Origin of the sequence: Cupriavidus sp. CuC1 (genome assembly GCF_044627735.1) — a bacterium.
GTDB classification, from domain to species: Bacteria; Pseudomonadota; Gammaproteobacteria; order Burkholderiales; family Burkholderiaceae; genus Cupriavidus; species Cupriavidus ulmosensis.
Genome location: NZ_JBIUHC010000014.1, coordinates 79,809 through 103,248, shown reverse-complemented (window position 1 = coordinate 103,248; position 23,440 = coordinate 79,809). Strand labels below are relative to the sequence as shown.

Genomic DNA, 23,440 nt, shown 5'->3' with positions numbered 1-23,440 from the left:
CCAGCGCGGCCGGCCAGCCCGGCGGCACAGGCGCCGCCGGCAACGCCGGCCAGCGCTATGGCATCCGCTGGAAGGCCACGGGACGCTACAACCAGGCCACCATCAACGCCACCGGCAAGGCCGGCACGGTGTTGAGCCTGCGCGACACCCAGGATCCCTTCCCCCTGCAGGCCGATGTGCGGGTGGGCAATACCCGCGCGGTCGTGGAAGGCACGCTGACCAACCCCGCCCACCTGGGCGCGCTCGACATGCACCTGCAGCTGTCGGGCGACAGTATGGCCAAGCTGTACGCACTGACCGGCATCGTGCTGCCGAGCACCCCGCCCTACGAGACCCGTGGCCGGCTCGTTGCCACATTGCGCAAGGGCGCGTCCGTGTACCGCTACGACAAGTTTTCCGGGCGCGTCGGCGGCAGCGACCTGAACGGCTCGCTCACCTACACGCAGCGCCAGCCGCGCCCCATGCTGTCGGGCGAACTGGAATCGAACCAGCTGCGCTTCGAGGACCTGGCCCCGCTGATTGGTGCGAACGCCAAGCCCGGGCAGGCGGCCCCCGACAGCACAGTGCGCCAGCCCGCCGACAAGGCGCTGCCGGTGGCGCCGTTCCGCACCGAGCGCTGGGACAGCATCGACGCCGACGTGAAGTTCACCGGCAAGCGCATCATCCGTACCGTCGACCTGCCGATCACCGACCTCGCCACCCATCTCAAGCTCGAGGATGGCGTGCTGACGCTGGACCCGCTGAATTTTGGCGTGGCCGGCGGCAACCTGACGTCTTCCCTGCAGCTCAATGGCAAGCGCGAGCCGCTGGCGGCCACCATCGACATGAAGGCACGCCACCTCAAGCTCAAGCAGCTGTTCCCGAAATTCGAGACGATGCGCGCCAGCGTCGGCGAGGTCAACGGCAGTGCCAAGCTGAGCGCCACCGGCAACTCGGTGGCGGCCTTGCTAGGCTCGTCCAATGGCGAAGCCAAGCTGCTGGTGGAAAACGGCACGGTCAGCAAGTTCCTGCTCGAGGCGATGGGCCTGAACGTGGGCAGCGTGGTGATCTCCAAGCTGTTCGGCGACAAGCCGGTGCAGATCAATTGCGGCGTCAGCGACTTCAGCTTCACCAACGGCGTGGCGCGCTCGCGCGTCTTCGTCATCGATACGCACGACGCCGTGATCGACACCAGCGGCGCCATCGACCTTGCCAGCGAGCGGCTTGCGCTCACCGTGCGGCCGGATTCCAAGGGCCTGCGCATCTTCTCGCTGCGCTCGCCGCTTTATGTAGGCGGCACGCTGAAAAAACCCTCGGTCAGCCCGGACATCGGCGTGCTGGCATTGCGCACCGGCGGCGTGGTGGCACTGGCGCTGGCAGCGCCGGTGGCCACGGCAGTCCTGCCCTTGATCGATCTCTCCGCTGCCCCCGACAGCCAGTGCGGCAAGCTGCTGGCGGAGATTCGCACGCGCCCGACCGCCCCGCCGCCCGGGCAGACCTACCGCGACCCGAAGACCGGCAAGACCAACCAGGCGGCCGGCCCCGCACCGTCGCCAGACGCGCAATCCGCGCCTGCGGCCGCGGCGCCGGTCAAGCCCGCTGAACCGTCGCGCCCCGCCACACCCGAGCGGCCGGCGCCGGGCAACTCGCTCTATCAGGGCGGCTGAAAAGACGGCTGAACGCCACCGCGCCAGCCCGGCAGCAACCTGCGACGTTGCTTGTTTGCGACACTCATCCTTTCGACGACGCAATTTCGCAACACTTTGGTGCATTGCAACGCAAGCCATCGTTGTGTATCGCCCACGTTCGATCGCATAATTAAACGGCCATTTACAACGAAGTTTTCAATACGTGGCATGAAGCGGATGTCCGGCTCCGATGCATTTCGAGGCTGGCGTCCTTCTCAGGGTGCGGTCTCGGCCGCACTTGTTTTCCCCGATTTTCCCTTCCAGCCCCCGACCCTGCATGACGCCGCTACACGCCACCGTCCCGCCGATCAGCTGCCTGATCGCGCTAACGGTGTGCAATCATGTAGCCTTCAATGCCAGCCGCGTGGTGGTTTCGCTGTTCGCCCTCTCGCTCAAAGCCTCGACCGTCACGCTCGGCATCCTGATGTCGCTCTATGCGCTGCTGCCGATGCTGCTGGCGATCCATGCGGGCAAGCGCATCGACGAGATCGGGCCGCGCAAGCCGATGACCGCGGGCTCGCTGATGGTGGTCGCGGGCACGCTGTTGCCGGCGGTGTGGCCGGGCATCGCAGCGCTCTATCTTTCCTGCGCGCTGATCGGCGTCGGCTTCATGCTGGTGCAGGTCGCCATGCAACTGCTGATCGGACAGATTTCCACCGATGGCACGCGGCTGCGCAACTACACGCTGCACGCGCTGGGATTGTCGTTCTCCGGCACGCTGGGCCCGGTGGTGATGGGCTATGTGATCGAACACGCTGGCTACCGGCCTGCTTTCTTCGTGCTGGTGGCGGTGGCCGCGGCCGGGCTGATCGGCCTGCATTTCGTGCGCGGGCGGCTGCCGGCGCAGGGCGGGCGGGCGGCGCGCAGCGCGATCGTGGACGGCACCCGCAACTCCACCCTTGGCTTGCTTGCCCACCCGGAACTGCGCGCGGTCTTTATCGCCAGCGCGGTCCTGTCCGCGGCCTGGGACCTGCACGCCTTCCTCATTCCCATCCAGGGCACCCGGGTCGGACTCTCGCCGTCGTCGATCGGCTGGGTGCTGGGCGCCTTCGCCATTGCCACCTTCGCCATCCGCGTGGCGATGCCGCTGGTCTCGCGCCGGCTCTCGGAGTGGAAGGTGATCCGGGTCGCGCTGCTGGTCGGGGCGGTGGCCTACCTGCTCTACCCCTTCGTGACCGAATTCTGGCTGATGTGCTGCCTGGCGTTCCTGCTGGGCCTGGCGCTCGGCAGCGCCCAGCCCAATGTCATGAACATCCTGCACACGGCTTCGCCCACCGGGCGCGCCGGCGAGGCGCTGGGATTGCGCTCGGCCGTGCTCAATACCAGCCAGGTGGTGTGGCCGCTGACCTTTGGCGTGGTCGGCACGGCGCTTGGCATGCTGCCGATTTTCCTGTCGATGGCAGGGGCAATGGGCGTGGCCGGCTATTACTCGCGCGGCCAGGCCCGCAAGCTGCCCCAGCCGCCGGCCTGAGGCGCCCACGGCATCGCGCATGGGTTGCGTGCGCGCAAATGCGGTCTGCTGCGCTTTCGCTATACTCAAATCAGACAGGCCGCCGGCGCCATGCATGCTTGCCCCGCGCGCGGCCTGCTGACTCGATACCTGATCCGACATGACCCAACTCGCCGACCTCCGCCGCACCTACGTACTCGGATCGCTGTCCGAATCCGATGTGGCGTCCGATCCCATCAGCCAGTTCCAGCGCTGGTTCGATGAAGCCATCCACGCCAAGCTCCCGGAACCCAATGCCATGACGCTGGCCACCGTCGACGCCGACGGCCAGCCTTCGGCACGCATCGTGCTGCTCAAGGGCATGGACGCCCAGGGCTTTACGTTTTTCACCAACTATGAAAGCCGCAAGGGCCTGGACCTTGCCGCCAACCCGCGCGCGGCGCTGCTGTTCCACTGGGTGCAGCTGGAGCGCCAGGTACGCGTGGAAGGACACGTTGAAAAAGTGACCGATAGCGAGAGCGATGCTTACTATGCGTCGCGCCCGCTGGGCTCGCGCCTCGGGGCGTGGGCCTCGGAGCAGAGCCGCGAGGTAGCGGACCGCACGGTGCTGGAGCAGCGCGAAGCGGATTTCCGCGCCAAGTTCGGCGATAACCCGCCGCGCCCGGCGCACTGGGGCGGCTACCGGCTGGTGCCGACCCGCATCGAGTTCTGGCAGGGACGCCCGTCGCGCCTGCACGACCGGATCGCCTACCGCCTGGCGCCGGATGGCAGCTGGCAGATCGTGCGCCTGTCGCCCTGAGTACCGTGAGCGCGGTGCCGCCGGCCGCCGAGGTCGCGCACTGCACAATATTAGGAATTGTCGTAAAGTAAGTCAGGGTCGCTTTCCAGTCTTGCGAGGAAGCGGCCATCAGGAGCAGGCCCCGCCTGCCCTGTGCTGTAGTTCGAGGAGTGTGCCGCAACCATCAGGAGGGAGGCCGCATGTTTTTCAAGCAAGCACTGGACAAGCAACTGGACCACTGGATCGCCGACCTGCGCGACCGGGCCAATCTCCCCGTGAGGTTGCGGCTATGGAACGGCAACGAGTATCCGCTCGGCCGTTTCGAGCAGCCAGCGGTGACCCTGACCGTACGCGAGGCGGGCGCCCTGCCCCTGTTGCTCACGCCCAGCCTGGACAACCTCGGCGAGGCCTATGTCCAGGAGAAGATCGACCTGGACGGCAAGCTCAGCGATATCATCGCCGTGGCTTACCGCTTCTCGGCTGCCGCCAGCGCGCAAGCCGGCGGCGCACTGGCACGCGTGGCCCAGCATTTCGCCCACACCAAGGCAGCGGACAAGGCCTCGATCCAGTATCACTACGACGTATCCAACGAGTTCTACCGGCTCTGGCTGGACCCGGGCATGGTGTACTCCTGCGCCTACTTCGAGCATGGCAATGAAGACCTTGCCACGGCCCAGCGCAAGAAGATCGACCACATCCTGACCAAGATCCGGCTGCAGCCCGGACAGACCTTGCTCGACATCGGCTGCGGCTGGGGCGCGCTGGTGATCCGTGCGGCGCAGAAGTTCGGCGCGCGCTGCGTCGGCATCACGCTGTCGCAGAACCAGTTCGACCTGGCGACGGAACGCGTCAGGCAGGCGGGCCTGTCCGACCGCATCGAGATCCGCCTGCAGGATTACCGCGACACCGCCGGCACCTTCGACCGCATCACCAGCGTCGGCATGTTCGAGCACGTCGGCAAGAACAACCTCGCCGCCTATTTCGGCCGCATGCGCGAGCTGCTGGCCGATGATGGCTTTGCCATGAACCACGGCATCACATCGCCGGACCCCGACAGCGGCGCCACGCCCATGGACGGCTCCGAGTTCATGGATCGATACGTGTTCCCGCAGGGCGAGCTGCCGCACATCGGCATGGTGCTCAACACCCTGCAACGCGGCGGCCTGGAGGCCACCGATGTGGAGCTGATGCGCGGTCACTACCGGCGCACGCTGCAGCATTGGGCGGACAACTTCGAAGCGCAGGGTGATACCATCCGCGCCATGGTGGGCGAAAAGAAATACCGCATCTGGCGCGTCTACCTGGCAGGCTGCGGCCATGCCTTCGATACCGACCAGATGTCGATCTACCAGGTGGTTTGCCACAAGGCCGGCCTCTCGTCGCAGAGCTTGCCCTGGTCGCGCCGCTACATCTACGACAAATCGCTTGACTGAAAATCGGCTTGACTGAAGACCTGTTCGGCGGCTTGCTGGAGCCGCCAGGGGTGGCCGCTGCCGGCAATGCCGCACCGCTTGCCGGAGCCACCCCGACCGAAGCCGCTGCCACCAAGCCGTCGCGCGGCAAGACCGTACTAGCGCCGCCCCCGGACCCCGCCCTGCTCGCGCTGGCGCAACGCCTGCCGGCCGGCCTGCATCTCGGCACATCGTCATGGTCCTACGGCGGCTGGAACGGGCTGGTCTACCAGGGCGAGTACACCGACAGCCTGCTCTCGCGCAAAGGCCTGGCCGCCTATTCGCAGCATCCCTTGCTGCGCGCCGCCGGCATCGATCGCGGGTTCTACGCGCCGATCCCGCTTGCCGACTACGTTGCCTACGCCGCCCAGGTGCCGGCGCATTTCCGCTTCCTGGTCAAGGCGCCCGCCAGCGTGTGCGATCCGTGGCTGCGCACCTCCGAAGGCGCCGGCCGGCTGGCCAACGCCAGCTTCCTCGATGCCGAGATCGCCGCGCGCGACTTCGTCGCGCCTGCCACTGCGGGCCTTGGCGCCAAATGCGGGCCGCTGCTGTTCCAGCTCTCCCCGCTAGGCGCGATGGCCGCCGATAGCGCCGGTTTTCTGTCGAGGCTCGACGCCTTCCTCGGCGCCTTGCCACCGCTCGACGCCGCCACCACGCCCGATGCCCGCTACGCGGTGGAACTGCGCGATGCCGCCTTGCTCACGCCGCGCTTCATCAAGCTGCTGCGCGCACGCGGCGTGCGCTTCTGCCTGTCCGCGCGCGAACGCATGCCGCCGGCCGAACGACAATTGCCGGCACAGGCATTGATGGATGGGGGTGCACCAGGCCCCCTGGTGCTGCGGTGGATGCTGCATGCGGGCTTTGCCTACGAGCAGGCCGAATCCCGCTACGCGCCGTTTGACCGGCTGATCGACGAAGACCCGCATACCCGCGCGGTGATCGCCGAGCAGGTGGTACGCACGCTGCGCGCGGGCCAGCCCGCCTACGTGATCGTCAGCAACAAGGCGGAAGGCTCCGCGCCGTTGACTTGCGTACGGCTGGCCGAGGCCATTGCCGAGCAGTTGGAAGCGAGCTGAGCGCAGGCCCGGCGCGTCAACGATTCAGGTGATGCGCGAACTTCTGCCGGAACTTGGCCAGCTTGGGTGAAATCACGAACGAGCAATAGCCCTGGTTCGGGTGGTTCTGGAAGTAGTTCTGATGGCTTTCCTCCGCGCGCCAGTAAGGTTGCGTGGGCTCGACCTGCGTCACCAGCGGCGCATCGTAGAGCTTGTGCTCCGCCACCTCTCGCATCACATACTCGGCCATGGCGCGCTGCGGCTCCGTGTTGGTGAAGATCACCGAGCGATACTGCGTGCCGACATCGTTGCCCTGCCGGTTGAGGGTGGTGGGATCGTGGATGGCAAAGAAGATCTCGAGGATCTCGCGGAACTTGATCACCGTGGGATCGAAGGTCACGCGCACCACTTCGGCGTGCCCGGTGTCGCCGCCGCACACCTGCTCGTAAGTCGGATGGTTCACGTGGCCGCCGGTATAGCCCGACTCCACGGCCCGTACGCCCTTGACTTGCTGGTACACCGCTTCCAGGCACCAAAAACAACCGCCACCCAGCGTGGCTACCTCATGCTCGTTGTCCATCTTGATCTCTCCGGCTCGTGACAATAGGTAGCATACTCGTTCGGCACCCGTCCCGCCGCCAGAGTCTGTCGAGGCCGCCGCGCAGCGCAGCCGCTCCGGCTAGCGGATCGGCAAGGCGACCGGCCGGATCGGTGCTGCGTCGGCCCCGCGGAACTTCAATGAGGCGCCAATAAAGGCGAACTGATAGACGCGGTCTCGCGACAAGGCCTCCAGGTTCACCAGTTCGATGATCGGTGCGCCCTGCTGCGCCAACAGATAGGTGTGTACGGGGAGGTAATTGTCGGGCACCTCCGCCGGGAACGCCTCGAAGCTCAGGTTATCGGCCCCCACCACCATGGCGCCCCCTTCCTCGACCAGGAACCTGGCCGCATCCAGGCCCAGGCCCGGCGGGTTGGCCATATAGGCCTGGGCGTTTTCATAGTGCTGCATGCGCCCGGTGCGGATCAGCACCACGTCGCCCTGCTGCAGCGCCACGCCCTGCTTGTCCAGCGCCTCACGCAGGTCCTGCCGGGTCACGCGGTAGTTGTCGGGCAGCATGTCCAGCCCCTTGGCCGCGGCCACGTCGATCAGCACGCCGCGGGCGACGATCGGCGGCAGCTTCTCCGCGCCGGTCACTTTCCAGCCGCGATCGCCCAGGTGCTCGGCGGCGGAGTATCCGTTCCAGATCTTGCCGTTCAGGCCGAAGTGGTTCAGCGCATCGATATGGGTGCCCATGTGCGCGTACATGGAGACCGCCGAGCCGCTGTAGCTGACATGCCGGTTCATCGCCTCGCCCACCTGCATGGAGTCGGCCACCAGGTTGCCGTGCGGGGTATGGGTCATCCACATCTGGTACGGCGGATCGCCGGCGGCCTGCCAGCTCGGCATGCCGATGAAATAGTCCACCGCCAGGTCGTAGGCCTGCGTGCCGGAAACCCGCGCCATGATGGCCGCGCGCGAGGCTGGGGTAATGAGGTTGAGGCGGCCGATCTCATCCTTGGGACCCCAGGGGCTGACGCCCACCTGGGGTGCTGCGCCGGCGGCAGCGCTCAGCAGCGCGAACAGCAGCGGCATGGAAAAGGCGGCCAGGCGGCGCGTGGTGCCGGCGGTAGGGGTAAGGCGCTGGAACATGGGGGACTCCTGACTGGATTGGCGCTTTCCACAGCAACGTGGAAGGCATGCTGCCATCCTATTAGGCATCCGATGGTAGATAATCTGCGAATTCGGACAAACATATTCAACTGACAGGAAAATATATGGATCTGCTCGCGGCGATGCGCACCTTCCGGCGCGTGGTGGAACGCGATAGCTTCAGCCAGGCTGCCGCCGATCTCGGGCAGTCGACCGCCGCGGTCAGCAAGCAGGTGCGCCAGCTGGAGGCACGCTTGGGCGCGCTGCTGATCCAGCGCACCACGCGCCGCATGCGCCTGTCGGAAACCGGCCGCGCCTACTTTGCCGAATGCTGCCGCCTGCTCGACGAGCTGGATGCGCTGGAACGCGCAACAGCCGCCGGCACGGACGAGATCAGCGGCCGCCTGCGCGTGAACGCGCCGCTGTCGTTCGGGCTAAAGGTGCTTTCGCCCTTGCTGGTGAGCTTCATGGCGCGCTACCCGCTGGTGCAGGTGGAACTGACCCTGGACGACCGTTTGCTGGACGTGGTGTCGGAGGGCTTCGACGTCTCGCTGCGCATCCGCTCGGCATTGACGGACTCGTCCCTCATCGCACGGCGGCTGGGTGAGGTAGAGCAAACCATCTGCGCCGCCCCCGCCTACCTGGCGGCGCGCGGCACGCCGCGCACCGTCGAGGACCTGCGCGGCCACGACTGCCTGGCCTACCAGCTGGCCGACTATCCCGGCAGCTGGCACCTGGAGGGGCCGCAAGGCACCACCAGCATCGAGGTACCGGCGCGCTTCTCGGCCAACAACAGCCTGCTGCTCAGCGATATGCTGCTGGCCGGGCTGGGCATCGGCGCGCTGCCCTCGTTTATCGCGCTGCCGTTGCTTGCGCGTGGCGAGCTGGTCAGGGTACTGCCGGAGCATGCACTGGCCGGCCGGAGCATCTACGCGCTCTATGCCAGCCACCGGCACCTGCAACGGAAGGTGGGCGCGTTCGTGGCGTTCCTGGCCGAGGCTCTGCAGGGCCGGCAGGATGCCGCGCAGGGACATGGCCGGCCGCACGCTAGCTCAACGACGCCGCCACCATCGCCCGCAACTGGGGCTTGAGCACCTTGCCAAGCGCGCTTTTGGGCAGGCTATCCACCAGCACAACCCGCTGCGGCAGCTTGAACCGCGCAATCGACAGCGCCAGCGTTTCACGCAGCGCCTCTGGCGCGAACGCGGCACGATCCGCGCCAGAGGCAGGGACCACGACGGCAATCGGCACCTCGCCCCAGCGCGCGTCTGGCAGCCCCACCACCGCGCAATCCAGCACCCCGGGCAAGCCCAGCAGCGCGTTCTCGATCTCGGCCGGATAGATGTTCTCCCCGCCCGAGATGATCATGTCCTTGCTGCGGCCCACCACCTCGATACAGCCATCGGCATTGCGATGCGCAAGGTCGCCCGAGCGGAACCAGCCATCGCGGAAATCCGCATGGTCCGGCTGCCGCCAGTAGCCCCGCATCAGGTTGGCACCCGCGAGCCAGAGCTCTCCCACTTCGCCATCGGCCACCTCCAAGCCTTGCGCATCGGCCAGGCGTACTTGCACCTCAGGCTGGGGCCAGCCGGCATAGCCAGGCCGCGCCATGGCCTGGTCCAGGCGCAGCACGACCGATACCGGGCCGGTCTCGGTGGCGCCGTAGACCTGCCCCAGCGGAATGCCGCGCGCGTGGAAGGCATCGATATACGCGCGCGGAATGGGCGAGGAGCCAGCCATCACGCCGCGCAGCGAAGTGAGATCCGCGCTTGGCCAGCCGGGATGCTCCAGCACGGCGCGCAGCGTGGCCGGCACCATCAGCGACAACGTGGCCCGCGTCTGCGCGCATGCGTCAAGCCAGCCCTGCGGAGCGAAGCGCTGGTGCAGCGTCACCTGCGCCCCGGCCAGCAATGCCGGCAGCGTCTGGATGCACAGGCCGCCCACATGGAACAACGGCAGCACGGACAGGATATGGTCGTCCCGCGTCATGCCATGTGCCCACCAGCTCGCGCGCGCGTTGGCCAGCAAGCCGGCCTGCGTATGCAGCGCGCCCTTGGGATGGCCGGTGGAGCCAGAGGTGTAGACCAGCAGCAGCGGCGCCTCGTCGGGCGGCTGCGATGGCCGTGGCAGGGGCGTGTCCAGCGGCGCCGGCCGGTCGATCAGGCTATCGATCGGCGCCTGCGCGGCGCGCTCCGGCAAGGCGGCTGCCACCGCCGCCGCGGCCTGCGCATGCGGCGCATCGTGGAACAGCACGCGAATGCCTGCATGCGCGGCAATGGCGCTCAGCTCCGGCACCGCCAGCCGAAAGTTCAGCGGCACGAAGATGGCCCCTAGCCTTGCGCACGCAAACAGCATGGCGAGCTGCAGATCGTGGTTCAGGCACAGCGTGGCCACGCGGTCACCCGGCTGCACGCCCCAGGTGCCGGCCAGATGCGCGCAGACGCGTTCCACGCGGCACCACAGCTTGCCGTAGCCGATGGTGTAGCCGAGGCTATGCAGCGCCGGGCGCAGCGGTGCGGCGCTGGCATGCGCATGCAGCGTGCGCAGCAGCGCGCCCGGCTCCGGCGTGCCGGTGAACAGCCGGTTGGCGCGCTCGCTCATTCGTCGCGCTCGCCCGACTCGTAAAGGGTCTCGCGGCCCATGCGGTCAAGGATCAGCTCGGCGGTCCAGGGCAGCATCAGCGCGCCGCAGCGCGAATCGCGATAGAGCCGCTCCAGCGGCAGGTCCTTGAGCATGGACTGCCCGCCGCAGGTGCGGATCGCCAGCCGGGCGATATCGTTGGCGCCTTCCATCACGCTGTAGTGCGCGGCGTACAGGCGCATGCGCGCATCCTTGGACGGACTGGCGCAGGCTTCATGAATCACGCGCCAGAAGATCGAGCGCATGTTCTCCAGCTGGATGCGCATTTGCGCCACCGCGATCTGCTTGGTGGGATACATGCGGCGCTTCACCGGCGGCTGGCCCGGCACTTCGCCGCGCAGGTACTGCACGGTGAAGTCGTACGCGGCCTGCGCCACGCCGAGATAGGTCGGCGAGAGCGTGAAGAACATCGCCGGCCAGGTCTGTGCGGCCTTGTAGTACACGCCGCGTGGCATCAGTTGCTCCTGGTCGGCGACGAACACATCCTTGAGCAGCAGCGTGCGCGACACCGTGCCACGCATGCCCATCGGGTCCCACTCGCCGGTCACGGTGAGGCCGTCTGCATTGCCCGGCACCGCGATGTAGAGCGTGTCGCGCATATCGGGCGAATGGTCCGCGCACTCCTCCGTGCAGAGGATCCCGTAGTAATCCGCCGCGCCCGACAGCGAGGCAAAGATCTTGCGGCCGTTGAGCACCCAGCCGCCTTCCACCTTGCGTGCGCTGGTGCCGAACGGCGCGCGCCCGGCGGCGGCGGCCGAGCCCTCCGAGAAGGGCTGGGCGTAGATCGCGCCGTCCCTGACCACCCGCGCGAAATGCAGTTCGCGCCGGGCCTCGTGCTCGGCGCGCTGCTCAGGCGTCATGGCGATGCCGTCGGACAGCATGCCGGTCCACATGGTGGAGCAGATATGCATGTTGTAGGTCAGCGCGGTGGCGCCGCAGAAGCGGCCGATCTCCGCGCCCACCATGCAGTACGTGGCGAAGTCAGCGCCCTCGCCGCCGAACTCGCGCGGCACGCACAAGGCCAGCAGGCCGGCCTCGCGCAGATCATCGTAGTTGGCAAAGGGGAAGCTGGCCTCGCGGTCCCACTGCGCCGCGCGCGGGGCAAAGCGCTCGCGGCCGAGCCGGTTGGCGAGCGTCAGCAGGCGCTCTTGCGCCTCGGTGAAATCGGCGCTGCCGACGGCGGGGATGAAATCCAGTGGCATGTTGGTGTCTCCCGGGCATCGGCCACACGCGTGGCGATGCCTCGATGTTTTTGTGGATTCAGTGCAGCGGGAAATGCCGCCCCAGGAAGCCGAGCACGGCGGCATTGAAATCCGCCGGGCGCTCCATGCAAGCCAGGTGGCCCACCGCGGGCTGGCACAGGTACTCGGCGCCGGCGATCTTCTGCGCCATGCGCTCCATCACGGCGGGCGCCGCGTTGGCGTCGTGCTCGCCGGACAGCGCCAGCACCGGCACCGTGATGCGCGCCAGCACTTCGCGCCGGTCGAAACGCACCAGCGCCTGCAGGGCGGCGCGATAGGTGCCGGGCGGCACGGCCGCCATCACGCTGGCGGCGAACGCCACCGCGTCGGGCTCGGCCTGCGGCGCGACCATGGCGCGCACCAACCCGCCCGCCATCTGCGCCATGGTCTTGCCGGCATCGAGCGGCGCCGTGCGCGCGGCGACGAAATCGCGCTGCCACTGGCCATCGGCCTTGCCGAATGCAGGCGACGTGCCGGACAGCACCATGCCGTCGATCAGTCCCGGCATGGCAGCGTAGGCTTCCTGCGCGACCATGCCGCCCATGCTGTGGCCTAGCAGCACGACACGCCGGCCGGCGTCGCGCTCGGCCTGCAGCACCGGCCGCAAGGCTTGCGCCAGTCCGGCGAAATCGTACGGCTCGATCATGGCGCTGTCGCCGTAGCCGGGCATGTCCCAGGCCACCGCGCGATAGCCCGCCTGCGCCAGCGCATCGAGCTGCGCCGGCCACGCGGCCTTGCCGCCGCCGATGCCATGCAGCATCACCACTGCCACGGGGCCGGTGCCCTGTGCGATGGTGGACATGCCATTGGCATGGGTCTGGGTCATGCCAGGGTTCACGTTTTCGTTCATGCGCTAGCCTTGTTGTTTGTCTGGGCCACGTCGGGCATTGCCGGGCCGGCGAGCCGGCCCGCGTCCACCTCGCTCACAGCGTCGAGCATGATCGTGCAGTTGCGCAGCGGCAGGTCGAAGTGGCCCAGCGTGTGGCGGCCTGCTACCTCATTGGCGCCGGTGGAATAGAGGAAGTTGCCAGCAAAGGCGCGCAGCTCCGTGCCGTTGCAGTCGCGCTTGTCGTAGAAGGTCATGGCATCCCAGCGCGCCTGCGGGTTCAGGCCCCAGCCCACATGCGAGACCGCATAGGCGTCGCGCGTGCCTTCGCGGTCGGCCCACGCTGCGTAGTAGCCGCGCATCATGTCCGCGTCCATGCCCTGCCCTTCGATGCCGACCATGTAGTCGTCCTCGATATGGCACACGATGGTGTCGCGCAGGTAGGTCTTGAAGGTCAGGTTGACGTCGCCCGGTGCGAGCACCAGGGTGCCGTTGACCTGACCGCCGGCGGGGAAGGCCAGGCACAGGCCGCCCGGCCAGTGGGCGACCTGGCCCGGCTTGTTGCAGTAGCCCCAGACGCCGCCGATGCGTGCGCTTGCGAGCCCGACGCGCAGCTCGGTGCCGGCGGCCGAATGCACGCGCATCTCGCGCGCGCCGCGCAGCCGCTTCATGGCCGCGCGCACGGTGCCCTCCAGCGCGGGATCGGGCAGGCAGCGCTCGAGGATTTCGGGATGTTCGTTGCTGACCATCAGCAGGCGCGGCACGATGCCGTCGGCGCCTTTGAGGATCAGCGGGAGTTCGGGCGCATGCAGCAGGCCCTCCACGGTGCAATCGATCACCAGGTGGCAGCGCTGCAAGGCGGCCACAACCGGGGCGAGTTGCTGCAAGGCATCACTGGCGCCGGTGGAACGCACGGGCGCGGGCGCGGCAAGCGCCGGGGACGGCACCCGGATGCGCACGGGCGTGGCGCCCAGCGCCTGCACCGCCAGTTCCGCCAACTCCACATTGACGCGTCGGGATTGGGACTCCGTTACAATCCCAACCACTTCCTGGGCGGACAGGGCGCACAGTTCAAGGGTGCGCCGAAAAGCCGCCAGCCAGCGGTGCTCGATTTGCTCGATGAGCATAGGTCTCCTCCTGGTGCGATCTGCCGCAGTCCTGGCAGGGTCCCGGGGAGGCGGCCTTGGTGCGCCAGCCCACCGATGCCTCCCGGCGGACGCATTAGCTTTGTGCTTGTGATTCTTGTCGCTAGCGCAAATAATATATGAAATTTCATGGATCCCAGTGGAGCCCGCGCTATGGGCATGCCTGAGGCCAAGCCAAGCATCATCGGCAAGGCCGCTTCTCCCGATTTCGATACGCTGCACTTCCGGCGCACGCTGTCCCAGTTCGCCACCGGCGTGACAGTGATCACGACCCGCGCTGGCCCCGGCTCGCCGCCGGGCGCGCCGTTCGTGGGCATTACCGCCAGCTCGTTCAACTCGGTATCGCTCGATCCGCCGCTGGTGCTGTGGAGCATGGCCACGCGCGCCAACAGCCTGCCGATGTTCCGCGACGGCTCGCACTACATCATCAATGTGCTGTCGGCCTCGCAACTGGACCTGTGCCAGCGCTTCGCCACGCTCAAGGGCGACCGCTTCGCCGGCGTCGACTACCGCCTGTCCGAGAACGGCCTGCCAATCCTGGCCAACGCGCTGGCCTGGTTCGAATGCCACAACCGCAGCCGCTACGACGAGGGCGATCACGTCATCTTCGTGGGCGAGGTGGAGCGCTGCGGCGTGCACGACGACGCGGGCAACCCGCTGGTGTTCCACGACGGCCGCTTTGCCACCACCGATCCGCTGACGGACTGACCTCCGGGCACGCAGCAGCCATGACGGATTCACCCAAACCCGCTCCGGTGGCCTCAGACGCTTTTGTAGACGGCTACCTGCCCTACCTGCTGGCGCGGGCCAGCCACCTTGTGTCGGGCGAGTTCCACCGGCAAGTCGAGGCGGCCGGGTTCTCCGTGCCCGAATGGCGCGTGCTGGCCACGCTGGCCGACCGGCCCGACTGCACCATCGGCGCGCTGGCCGATATCACGCTCACCAAGCAGCCCACGCTGACCAAGCTGATCGACCGCATGGCCGCCGACGGCCTCGTCACGCGGCGCAACGGCGCCCAGGACCGCCGCCATGCGCTGGTGTCGATCACCGCACGCGGGCGCACCCGCGCCCGCGCGCTGCTCGACCAGGCCGCCGCCCACGAGCAGCAGGTGCTGGACGACTTCGGTGCTGTGCAGGCCGACCAGCTCAAGGACACCTTGCGCCGCCTGATCGCGCTGCGCTCGCCGCGCTGAGCGCTGAACGCGCTCAGGCCCGCGGCTCGCCCTTGATGACCGCCAGCGGCGAGCCATCCGTCTTGATCCTCTGCAGCACGATGTTCGAGCGGATATCCATCACGCCCGGCGTGCGGTAGAGCCGGTTGACGATGAAATCGGAGTAGTGCTTCAGGTTGCGCGCCTGCACGGTCAGGATGTAATTGCTGTCGCCTGTGATGATGTAGGCCGACACCACTTCAGGCCAGGATTGCACCGCCGCGTTGAAGGTATCGTGCCAGCCCTCGGTTTCGGGGCGCATCGACACCTGCACGATCGCCTCCAGCTCCAGGCCAAGCCGCTCGGCGTCGAACCACGCCCGGTAGCCGCCGATCACCCCGTCCTCCTCCAGCAAACGCACCCGCCGCAGGCAGGCCGAAGGCGATAGCGCCACGCGGTCGGCCAGGTCCTGGTTGCTGATGCGCCCGTTCTCCTGGAGGCATGTCAGGATGCGCAAATCGATGGGATCGAGGTTCATTTCGCAGATTCTTCCAGGATTCTCTTCACAAATGAAATTCTATGCGAAAACCATGGGAATCCACTGACCATTTCGCAAGCCTCTTGCCCGTAATATTGACTATCATGCCGTCATCTGCTCCCCGATGAGCCTTGGAACGCCGCCCCCAGGCGTCAACCCCCGATGACGAACCGCCCCACCCCCGACACTCCGCGCCAGCTCTGGGACATCAGCCCCGCGCTCTCGCCCGACACGCCGGTATGGCCGGGCGATACGCCGTTCCAGCACGAGCGCAACTGGCAGATCGACGCGCACTGCCCGGTCAATGTCGGGCGCATCACCTTGTCGCCCCACACCGGCGCCCATGCCGATGCGCCGCTGCACTACGCCGCCGACGGCGCGCCTATCGGCGCGGTGGACCTGGCGCCCTACCTCGGCCCGTGCCGGGTGATCCATTGCATCGGCGCGGCCCCGCTGGTCGAGCCTCGCCACATTGAACATGCCCTGGCAGGCACGCCGCCGCGCGTGCTGCTGCGCACTTACCGGCAAGCACCGCTGGCAACGTGGGACCCCGATTTCTGCGCGGTCGCGCCGCAGACCATCGCCTTGCTCGCGGAGCACGGCGTCATGCTGGTCGGCATCGATACGCCCTCGTTGGACCCGCAGGAATCCAAGACCATGGACGCGCACAACATGGTGCGCCGGCATCGCCTGGCCATCCTCGAAGGCCTGGTGCTCGACGCCGTGGCCGAGGCCGACTACGAACTGATTGCCCTGCCGCTGCGCTTTGCCGGACTCGACGCGAGCCCGGTGCGCGCGGTGCTGCGCAGCCTGACCTGAACGACCCGAACCGCCCAACCTCCCCCCAGGAAACCTCTCACACATGACCGCACTGACTCGCGAGCAATGCCTCGCCCTCGACCAGCAAGATCCGCTGCGCCGCCTGCGCGACCAGTTCGCGCTCCCGCAAGGCGTGATCTACCTCGACGGCAACTCGCTGGGCGCGCGCCCGCGCAGCGCCGCGGCACGTGCCGCCGAAGTGGTGAGCGAAGAATGGGGCACGGGCCTGATCCGCAGCTGGAACACGGCCGGCTGGTTTGAACTGCCCCAGCGCCTGGGCAATATGCTGGCGCCGCTGATCGGCGCCGGCGAGGACGAAGTCGTGGTGACCGACACCACCTCCGCCAACCTGTTCAAGGTGCTGGCGGCAGCGCTGCGCGTACAGCAGACCCGCGACCCGAAGCGCAAGGTGATCGTATCGGAGGCCAGCAACTTCCCCACCGACCTCTACATCGCACAGGGGCTGGCCGACTTGCTGCAGCAAGGCTACTCGCTGCGCCTGGTGAATGCGCCCGAGGAGATCGATGCGGCGGTCGACGCCGACACCGCCGTGCTGATGCTGACCCACGTCAACTACAAGACCGGCGAGATGCTCGACATGGCCGGCGTGACCGAGATGGCCCACGCCCGCGGCGCGCTCACGGTGTGGGACCTGGCCCACTCGGCCGGCGCCGTGCCCGTGGCGCTCAACGCATCGGGCGCGGACTACGCGGTCGGCTGCACTTACAAGTACCTCAACGGCGGCCCCGGCTCGCCTGCCTTCCTGTGGGTCGCGCCCTCGCTGCGCGACGCCTTCTGGCAACCGCTGTCGGGCTGGTGGGGCCATGCCGCGCCGTTCGCGATGGAACCCGGCTACCGCCCGCGCGAAGGCGTGGCGCGTTTCCTCTGCGGCACCCAGCCCATCGCCTCGCTGGCCATGGTCGAATGCGGGCTCGATATCTACGCCCAGACCGACATGGCCACGCTGCGCGCCAAGTCGCTGATGCTGACAGACCTCTTTATCGCGCTGGTGGAAGCACGCTGCGCCGCGCACCCGCTCGAACTGGTGACCCCGCGCACCCATGCGCGCCGCGGCAGCCATGTGAGCTTTGCCCATCCGGACGGCTTTGCCGTGGTGCAAGCCCTGATCGAGCGCGGCGTGATCGGCGACTACCGCGAGCCACGCATTGCGCGCTTTGGCTTCACGCCGCTGTACACCAGCTTCACCGAAGTCTGGGATGCCGTGGAAATCCTGCGCGACGTGCTCGACAGCGGCACCTACAAGGCCGAGCGTCACCAGACCCGCGGCCTGGTGACCTGAGCAGGAGCACGCCATGAGCAACCACAAGGGATGCCCGATGTCGGGCGCGGGCGCCAGCGATGGCAGCGATGCCAGCTGGCACGACGCCCAGATGGATTTCGCCAAGGACATGAGCTACGGCGACTACCTGGCGCTGGACCAGATTCTCAACGCGCAGCATCCGCTCTCGCCCGAGCACAACGAGATGCTGTTCATCGTGCAGCATCAGACCAGCGAGCTGTGGATGAAGCTGGCGCTGCACGAGCTGCGCGCCGCGCGCGAATGCGTGCGCCAGGACCAGCTGCCGCCAGCCTTCAAGATGCTCACGCGGGTCTCGCGCATCATGGAGCAGCTGGTGCAGGCGTGGAGCGTGCTGGCCACGATGACGCCGCCGGAATACTCGGCGATGCGGCCCTACCTGGGGATGTCATCGGGCTTCCAGTCCTTCCAGTACCGCGAGATCGAGTTCATCCTCGGCAACAAGAACGCGGCCATGCTGCGCCCGCATGCGCACCAGCCGCAGCACCTGGCGCTGGTGGAAGAAGCCCTGCGCACGCCGTCGCTGTATGACGAAGCGATTCGCCTGATGGCGCGGCGCGGCTTTGCCATCGATGCGGCCTGCATCGAGCGGGACTGGACCCTGCCGGCCGGCGAGAACGCCTCGGTGGAGGCGGCATGGCTGGAGGTCTATCGCCAGCCCGAGGCGCACTGGGAACTGTATGAACTGGGCGAGAAGTTCGTCGACCTGGAAGATGCCTTCCGGCAGTGGCGTTTTCGCCACGTCACCACCGTGGAGCGCGTGATCGGCTTCAAGCGCGGCACCGGCGGCACCGAAGGCGTCAGCTACCTGCGCAAGATGCTCGACGTGGTGCTGTTCCCCGAGCTGTGGAAGCTGCGCACCGATCTGTAAGCGACAGCGTTGGCGGGGCGGTGCCGGGACGGCACCGCCCCGCCAACTTCAGAGCGCCGGGTCCGACAGCCGTGCCGCCAGCGCGCGCAAGGCCGGCGCCAGCTTGTCGTGGAACACCGCTTCCTCCACCGAGCCATAGGATGCGCTGCAGCTCAGCATGTGCAGCTCCTTTTCCCCCACCGGACGGAATGCCACCGCGCACGCGTGGATGGCCGGGTGCCAGTCGCGGAACGACGCCGCATAGCCCAGGGTAGACGCCTGCGCCACCGTGGCGCGCATGGCCGCCTCCTGGGTTTTCCACTGCTCGGGATAGGCCAGGGCAAATTCCGCCAGCACGCGTTCGCGCTTGGCCGCCGGCAAGGCAGCCAGGTAGGCGCGGCCCATCGAACTCGACACCAGCGAGAGCCGCGACCCCACTCCCAGCCCCAGCATCACCCCCGCATCGTTGCGGATCGACTCAAGATAGATCACCTCCATGCGCTCGCGCTTGCCCAGCGATACCGACACGCCGTAAGCCTGGGCGAACGCCAGCATATGCGGGCGCGCCAGCGTCACCACATTGGAAGCGGACAGGTAGGAATAGCCCAGCGCCAGCACGCCGGCATCGAGCGCGTACTTGCCCAGGCTATCGTCATAGCGCAGGTAGCCCAGTTGCACCAGCGTGCCGGCCAGCCGGCTCACGGTGGCTTTGGGAAAGCCCGTGCGGCGCACGAAATCCTGGTTGCCCAGCATCGACTCGCCGGTGCGGAAGCAACGCAGCAGTTCAAGGCCGCGCGCCAGCGCAGTAACAAAATTAGGATCGCTCTCGCGCGGTGTGACGCCGGCGGCATCCGCCGCAGGCGTGGCTTGCGATTCAGTGGCCAAAAGTGATCTCCGCGGATGGGATGAAGGCAGATGAAAGCGGCGCGCCCTATTGCACGGACCGCGCATTGCGATATACTACATCATCGGAACAGAGTTCCGCAATGCGGAACCGCAAAAGCACTTCGGCGGACCGCGGAATGCGCCGATACTTGCTGAATTCAGGGTTGGCCCGCGAGGCCGCCCATCCCGACCTGCACTAGACCTGCACTACCGAAGGAGACCTACATGGCTGCCAACGCCGAATTCCACTGGGCTGACCCGCTGTTGCTGGACGACCAGCTTAGCGCCGACGAGCGCATGGTGCGCGACGCCGCCCTGGCCTACTGCCAGGACAAGCTCGCCCCGCGCGTGCTGCAATCGTTCCGCAATGAGAAGACCGACATCGAGATCTTCCGCGAAATGGGCGAGCTCGGCCTGCTGGGCCCGACCATTCCCGAGGAATACGGCGGCCCCGGCCTGAACTACGTGGCCTACGGCCTGATCGCGCGTGAAGTGGAGCGGGTGGATTCGGGCTATCGCTCGATGATGAGCGTGCAGTCGTCGCTGGTGATGGTGCCGATCCACGAATTCGGCACCGAAGCGCAAAAGCAGAAATACCTGCCCAAGCTGGCCACCGGCGAATGGATTGGCTGCTTCGGCCTGACCGAGCCGAACCACGGCTCCGACCCGGGCTCCATGATCACGCGCGCCAAGAAGGTGGCGGGTGGCTATGAGCTGTCCGGCGCCAAGATGTGGATCACCAACTCGCCAATCGCCGACGTGTTCGTGGTGTGGGGCAAGCTGGTCGGCGACGACGGCAAGGAAGCCATCCGCGGCTTCATCCTGGAAAAGGGCTGGAAGGGCCTGTCGGCACCTGCCATCCATGGCAAGGTTGGCCTGCGCACCTCGATCACCGGCGAAATCGTCATGGACCAGGTGTTCGTGCCGGAAGAGAACCTGATGCCGGGCGTATCGGGCCTGAAGGGTCCCTTCACCTGCCTGAACTCGGCCCGCTACGGCATCGCCTGGGGCGCCCTGGGCGCCGCCGAGTTCTGCTGGCATACCGCCCGCCAGTACACGCTGGACCGCAAGCAGTTCGGCCGCCCGCTGGCCGCCAACCAGCTGATCCAGAAGAAGCTGGCCGACATGCAGACCGAGATCACGCTGGGCCTGCAAGGCTGCCTGCGCCTGGGCCGCATGAAGGACGAAGGCACCGCCGCGGTGGAAATCACCTCGATCATGAAGCGCAATTCCTGCGGCAAGTCGCTGGACGTCGCCCGCATGGCGCGCGACATGCTCGGCGGCAACGGCATCTCGGACGAGTTCGGCGTGATCCGTCACGTGGTCAACCTCGAAGTGGTCAACACCTACGAAGGTACCCATGACATCCACGCGCTGATCCTGGGCCGCGCCCAGACCGGCATCCAGGCATTCTTCTAAAGCGCCGCGGTCCGCAGACCGGGCTCTCCCACTCTCCCGCTAGAAATAAAAAGGCCCGGCTGCAAAGCCGGGCCAAGCACACTACCAAGGAGAGACGACGGGCGAGCCCATCGTTGTACAACACCGGTACGCCGGCCCGGCGCTACGCGCCCCGGCCGGCTTTCTGCTTTTCAGCTTACTTGTTGGGTTGCGGCGTCAGCCGCAGGTAGGGCCGAACGGCCTTGTATCCCTTCGGAAATTTCTGCCTTATCACGTCCTCGTCCTTCAGCGAGGGCACAATCACCACTTCCTCGCCGTCCTGCCAGTTGCCCGGCGTGGCAACGTTATGGTTGTCGGTGAGTTGCAGCGAATCGATCACCCGCAGGATCTCGTTGAAATTGCGCCCGGTGCTGGCCGGGTAGGTGATGATCAGCCGGACCTGTTTTTTCGGGTCGATCACAAACAGCGAGCGAACCGTCAGGGTCTGGTTGGCATTGGGGTGAATCATGTCGTACAGCTCGGAAACCTTGCGATCGCCATCGGCGATGATGGGGAAATTGACCGTGGTACCCTGGGTCGCGTTGATGTCCTTGATCCACTCGCGATGGGACTCGACAGGATCGACCGACAGCGCGATGACCTTGACATTGCGTTTGGCAAAATCGCCCTTGAGCTTCGCCGTCAACCCCAGTTCGGTCGTGCACACCGGCGTGAAATCGGCCGGGTGCGAAAACAATACGCCCCAGCTCTCGCCAAGCCATTGATGAAAGCGAATCGGGCCTTCACTGGAATCCTGCTCGAAATCGGGTGCGATGTCGCCAAGACGTAGTGTCATAAGTGTGTCCTCAAAGGGCAAATTCGGGTTGAACCAGTGTAGTGAGATTGCGATCCAACCCAAACGAATATAAAGTCACTACAAAATCACCTTTTTGTATCAAGACCTTTGTCCTGCGTCACTGTCCTACACGCTGTGTCGGACTCGTGGTGTTGAAACCACGGCGGTTCCCCGCATATGCTAGTAAAGAGGGCGAGAAGCTGCCCGACAACGTGCGAGGAAGGCAAAATGTCACAATCCGAAACCACCGCCCGCAAACAGGAGAAACTGATGAGCGATGTCAAGACCGTTTTGTCCGATGCCGAAGAACTGCTTAAGCAAGCGGCATCGACCACCGGCGAGAAAGCTGCCGAACTGCGCGAGCGCGGCATGGGCCTGCTGAAACAAGCCAAGGAGAAGGCCCAAGACCTCCAGGACGCCGTGGTCACCAAGAGCAAGGCGGCTGCACGTGCCACCGACGACTACGTCCATGACCATCCGTGGCGCGCTGTCGGCGTTGCCGCCGGCGTCGGCCTGCTGATCGGCCTGTTGCTGAACCGCAAGTAATTCGCCAGGCTTGCCGCCTCGCGCATGAACCCGAACGCCTTGCACCTGGGCCGCCACCCGTCGCGGCGCGGTGCCGGGCAACGCCCCGCCGGCAGTCAAGCACCGCTGGCGGGGCGTCCCGTCTGCAGCAGGTGCAGCGCTTCGCCGCTGCACGCCTTCGCCGGAATTGCATGAGCGACCCCACCTCTTCCCCCAAGTTTATGGATGCCCTGCGCAGCCTGGCAGGATCATTGGTGGCGATGGTGCAGACTCGCCTTGAACTGGCCAGTGTCGAACTCGCGGAAGAACGCTCCCGGCTGATGAAGATGGCCTTGCTGGCCTGTTTCGGCCTGGTGTTCTTTGGCCTGGCCATGGTGACGCTGACCGTACTGATCGCCATCGTGTTCTGGGACACCTACCGCTGGCAGGCCCTGGGCGTGCTGGTGGCGGTCTACCTGGCCGCCTGCGCGATCTGCCTCGCGGTTGCCCGCCATCTGGTGCGCAATGCCCCGCCCCTGTTCGAAGCCACGCTGGCCGAGATCGATAAAGACCGGGAGATCCTGCGCCGATGAGCACACCGCACACACCAGGCGAGCCGGCCGATCACGCGGCCGGCACCGCATCCACCTCCAACGCGCCTCGCTCGCACCAGCGCCCCGTGCGTTTCTCGCGCGAGGTGCGCCTGCCCCTTGCCATTCGCAAGGAGCTGCTGATCACGCGCGCCGCGCTGGAGCGCTACGACTGCGCCCAGGCGCTCCATCATGTCCGAGGCAGCGCGACCCGCCTCGGCCGATTCAGCACCTGGCTGCCGCGCATGACCCGGCCCGCCTCCTGGCTCAAGCTGCTCGGACTGGCCAAGGACTACCCGATGCTCAGCACGGCCGTGTCCCTGGCGCTGCCGTTGCTACGCAAGACGCCGGTGCTGCGCTGGACCTGGAAGCTGTCCAAGTTCGGCGCACTGGCCGCAGCCGGCTACTGGGCCTACGAGACTTTCCAGAAAAGCTCCGTCCAGGCTGCCCGCAAGCCCCCGTCCGACACCGTCGACACCGGGTTCCGCGACCCGCTGGTGCGTTAGCACGGCGTTTTCGCCATGCAAGGCCGCCGCCTGCGCCGGCCTTGCCTACCGAGGCCTGCCATACGGCAATGAAGGCAATGAGCGCCACGCGCCGCGGCGAGCC

At 66.9% G+C, this 23,440-nt stretch carries 24 protein-coding genes; 15 read left to right on the top strand and 9 right to left on the bottom strand.

The features are described from left to right. The 5 genes from ACGLHR_RS08980 to ACGLHR_RS08960 form a co-directional block, all read left to right on the top strand. Nucleotides 1–1,646, top strand: a 1,646-nt coding sequence (locus ACGLHR_RS08980) for an AsmA family protein (RefSeq protein WP_400093308.1), incomplete at its 5' end; no start/stop codon positions are given. A 298-nt stretch (nucleotides 1,647–1,944) separates the two neighbouring features. After that, complete coding sequence (locus tag ACGLHR_RS08975) at nucleotides 1,945–3,138, top strand: MFS transporter (RefSeq protein WP_400093307.1); 1,194 nt, start codon at nucleotides 1,945–1,947, stop codon at nucleotides 3,136–3,138. A 139-nt stretch (nucleotides 3,139–3,277) separates the two neighbouring features. Beyond that, the gene (gene pdxH, locus ACGLHR_RS08970) at nucleotides 3,278–3,916 is read left to right on the top strand and encodes a pyridoxamine 5'-phosphate oxidase (RefSeq protein WP_400093305.1); all 639 of its coding nucleotides are present in this window, start codon (nucleotides 3,278–3,280) and stop codon (nucleotides 3,914–3,916) included. Nucleotides 3,917–4,095: 179 nt separating this feature from the next. Continuing rightward, nucleotides 4,096–5,328 carry a class I SAM-dependent methyltransferase gene (locus tag ACGLHR_RS08965; protein WP_400093303.1) on the top strand — a complete coding sequence of 411 codons (1,233 nt, stop codon included), beginning with the start codon at nucleotides 4,096–4,098 and terminating at the stop codon, nucleotides 5,326–5,328. A gap of 8 nt (nucleotides 5,329–5,336) precedes the next feature. Next, nucleotides 5,337–6,422 carry a DUF72 domain-containing protein gene (locus ACGLHR_RS08960; RefSeq protein WP_400093302.1) on the top strand — a complete coding sequence of 362 codons (1,086 nt, stop codon included), beginning with the start codon at nucleotides 5,337–5,339 and terminating at the stop codon, nucleotides 6,420–6,422. A gap of 16 nt (nucleotides 6,423–6,438) precedes the next feature. On the opposite strand, the gene msrA is transcribed toward ACGLHR_RS08960, so the two are convergent. Together msrA and ACGLHR_RS08950 are read right to left on the bottom strand one after the other, a co-directional pair. Beyond that, nucleotides 6,439–6,981, bottom strand: coding sequence for a peptide-methionine (S)-S-oxide reductase MsrA (gene msrA, locus ACGLHR_RS08955; RefSeq protein ID WP_267603974.1), 543 nt, complete (start codon nucleotides 6,979–6,981; stop codon nucleotides 6,439–6,441). A gap of 99 nt (nucleotides 6,982–7,080) precedes the next feature. Further along, nucleotides 7,081–8,034 carry a cyclase family protein gene (locus ACGLHR_RS08950; RefSeq protein WP_400093314.1) on the bottom strand — a complete coding sequence of 318 codons (954 nt, stop codon included), beginning with the start codon at nucleotides 8,032–8,034 and terminating at the stop codon, nucleotides 7,081–7,083. Between the two features lie 182 nt (nucleotides 8,035–8,216). On the opposite strand from ACGLHR_RS08950, the gene ACGLHR_RS08945 reads away from it, so the two are divergent. Beyond that, nucleotides 8,217–9,182: a LysR family transcriptional regulator gene (locus ACGLHR_RS08945; RefSeq protein WP_400093301.1), complete on the top strand. Its 966-nt coding sequence runs from the start codon at nucleotides 8,217–8,219 to the stop codon at nucleotides 9,180–9,182. Here the strand turns inward: ACGLHR_RS08945 and ACGLHR_RS08940 are convergent. The 4 genes from ACGLHR_RS08940 to ACGLHR_RS08925 are packed head-to-tail and all read right to left on the bottom strand — an operon-like array spanning nucleotide 9,139 to nucleotide 13,925. Further along, entirely contained in the window at nucleotides 9,139–10,692 is a 1,554-nt protein-coding gene (locus ACGLHR_RS08940) for a class I adenylate-forming enzyme family protein (RefSeq protein WP_400093299.1), read from the bottom strand. The genes ACGLHR_RS08945 and ACGLHR_RS08940 overlap by 44 nt on opposite strands. Next, nucleotides 10,689–11,933 carry an acyl-CoA dehydrogenase family protein gene (locus ACGLHR_RS08935; protein ID WP_267603977.1) on the bottom strand — a complete coding sequence of 415 codons (1,245 nt, stop codon included), beginning with the start codon at nucleotides 11,931–11,933 and terminating at the stop codon, nucleotides 10,689–10,691. The genes ACGLHR_RS08940 and ACGLHR_RS08935 overlap by 4 nt, the downstream gene beginning before the upstream one ends. 58 nt (nucleotides 11,934–11,991) lie before the next feature. Beyond that, complete coding sequence (locus ACGLHR_RS08930) at nucleotides 11,992–12,822, bottom strand: alpha/beta fold hydrolase (protein ID WP_400093297.1); 831 nt, start codon at nucleotides 12,820–12,822, stop codon at nucleotides 11,992–11,994. Continuing rightward, the gene (locus ACGLHR_RS08925; RefSeq protein WP_400093295.1) at nucleotides 12,819–13,925 is read right to left on the bottom strand and encodes a peptidase M29; all 1,107 of its coding nucleotides are present in this window, start codon (nucleotides 13,923–13,925) and stop codon (nucleotides 12,819–12,821) included. The genes ACGLHR_RS08930 and ACGLHR_RS08925 overlap by 4 nt, the downstream gene beginning before the upstream one ends. Nucleotides 13,926–14,096: 171 nt before the next feature. On the opposite strand from ACGLHR_RS08925, the gene ACGLHR_RS08920 reads away from it, so the two are divergent. Together ACGLHR_RS08920 and ACGLHR_RS08915 are read left to right on the top strand one after the other, a co-directional pair. Then, entirely contained in the window at nucleotides 14,097–14,651 is a 555-nt protein-coding gene (locus ACGLHR_RS08920; RefSeq protein WP_318234348.1) for a flavin reductase family protein, read from the top strand. Nucleotides 14,652–14,671: 20 nt separating this feature from the next. After that, on the top strand, nucleotides 14,672–15,136 hold the full coding sequence (locus tag ACGLHR_RS08915) for a MarR family winged helix-turn-helix transcriptional regulator (protein WP_400093293.1): 465 nt from the start codon (nucleotides 14,672–14,674) through the stop codon (nucleotides 15,134–15,136). Between the two features lie 13 nt (nucleotides 15,137–15,149). Here ACGLHR_RS08915 and ACGLHR_RS08910 read toward each other — a convergent pair whose 3' ends face one another. After that, entirely contained in the window at nucleotides 15,150–15,632 is a 483-nt protein-coding gene (locus ACGLHR_RS08910; RefSeq protein ID WP_267603981.1) for an Lrp/AsnC family transcriptional regulator, read from the bottom strand. A 162-nt stretch (nucleotides 15,633–15,794) separates the two neighbouring features. Here ACGLHR_RS08910 and kynB point away from each other — a divergent pair, with 162 nt between their 5' ends. The 3 genes from kynB to kynA are packed head-to-tail and all read left to right on the top strand — an operon-like array spanning nucleotide 15,795 to nucleotide 18,640. Beyond that, complete coding sequence (kynB, locus tag ACGLHR_RS08905) at nucleotides 15,795–16,451, top strand: arylformamidase (RefSeq protein ID WP_267603982.1); 657 nt, start codon at nucleotides 15,795–15,797, stop codon at nucleotides 16,449–16,451. Between the two features lie 43 nt (nucleotides 16,452–16,494). Continuing rightward, the gene (gene kynU / locus ACGLHR_RS08900) at nucleotides 16,495–17,751 is read left to right on the top strand and encodes a kynureninase (protein ID WP_400093290.1); all 1,257 of its coding nucleotides are present in this window, start codon (nucleotides 16,495–16,497) and stop codon (nucleotides 17,749–17,751) included. A gap of 13 nt (nucleotides 17,752–17,764) precedes the next feature. Then, nucleotides 17,765–18,640, top strand: a complete 876-nt coding sequence (kynA, locus tag ACGLHR_RS08895; protein WP_318234341.1) for a tryptophan 2,3-dioxygenase — start codon at nucleotides 17,765–17,767, stop codon at nucleotides 18,638–18,640. A 48-nt stretch (nucleotides 18,641–18,688) separates the two neighbouring features. Here the strand turns inward: kynA and ACGLHR_RS08890 are convergent, their stop codons facing one another. Next, nucleotides 18,689–19,504, bottom strand: a complete 816-nt coding sequence (locus tag ACGLHR_RS08890) for an IclR family transcriptional regulator (RefSeq protein ID WP_400093288.1) — start codon at nucleotides 19,502–19,504, stop codon at nucleotides 18,689–18,691. Nucleotides 19,505–19,729: 225 nt separating this feature from the next. Here ACGLHR_RS08890 and ACGLHR_RS08885 point away from each other — a divergent pair, with 225 nt between their 5' ends. Beyond that, entirely contained in the window at nucleotides 19,730–20,923 is a 1,194-nt protein-coding gene (locus tag ACGLHR_RS08885; RefSeq protein WP_400093286.1) for an acyl-CoA dehydrogenase, read from the top strand. A 175-nt stretch (nucleotides 20,924–21,098) separates the two neighbouring features. On the opposite strand, the gene ACGLHR_RS08880 is transcribed toward ACGLHR_RS08885, so the two are convergent. Then, on the bottom strand, nucleotides 21,099–21,737 hold the full coding sequence (locus ACGLHR_RS08880; protein ID WP_400093285.1) for a peroxiredoxin: 639 nt from the start codon (nucleotides 21,735–21,737) through the stop codon (nucleotides 21,099–21,101). A gap of 228 nt (nucleotides 21,738–21,965) precedes the next feature. On the opposite strand from ACGLHR_RS08880, the gene ACGLHR_RS08875 reads away from it, so the two are divergent. The 3 genes from ACGLHR_RS08875 (at nucleotide 21,966) to ACGLHR_RS08865 (ending at nucleotide 23,337) form a co-directional block, all read left to right on the top strand. Next, a complete protein-coding gene (locus ACGLHR_RS08875) occupies nucleotides 21,966–22,283 on the top strand; it encodes a YqjD family protein (RefSeq protein ID WP_324291756.1) in 318 nt (105 codons plus the stop codon). A gap of 170 nt (nucleotides 22,284–22,453) precedes the next feature. Then, nucleotides 22,454–22,834 (top strand): phage holin family protein, encoded by a 381-nt coding sequence (locus tag ACGLHR_RS08870; RefSeq protein ID WP_267603986.1) that lies wholly within the window; start codon nucleotides 22,454–22,456, stop codon nucleotides 22,832–22,834. After that, complete coding sequence (locus ACGLHR_RS08865; RefSeq protein WP_318234337.1) at nucleotides 22,831–23,337, top strand: DUF3318 domain-containing protein; 507 nt, start codon at nucleotides 22,831–22,833, stop codon at nucleotides 23,335–23,337. Before ACGLHR_RS08870 ends, ACGLHR_RS08865 begins: the two co-directional genes overlap by 4 nt. Nucleotides 23,338–23,440 lie beyond the last annotated feature (103 nt).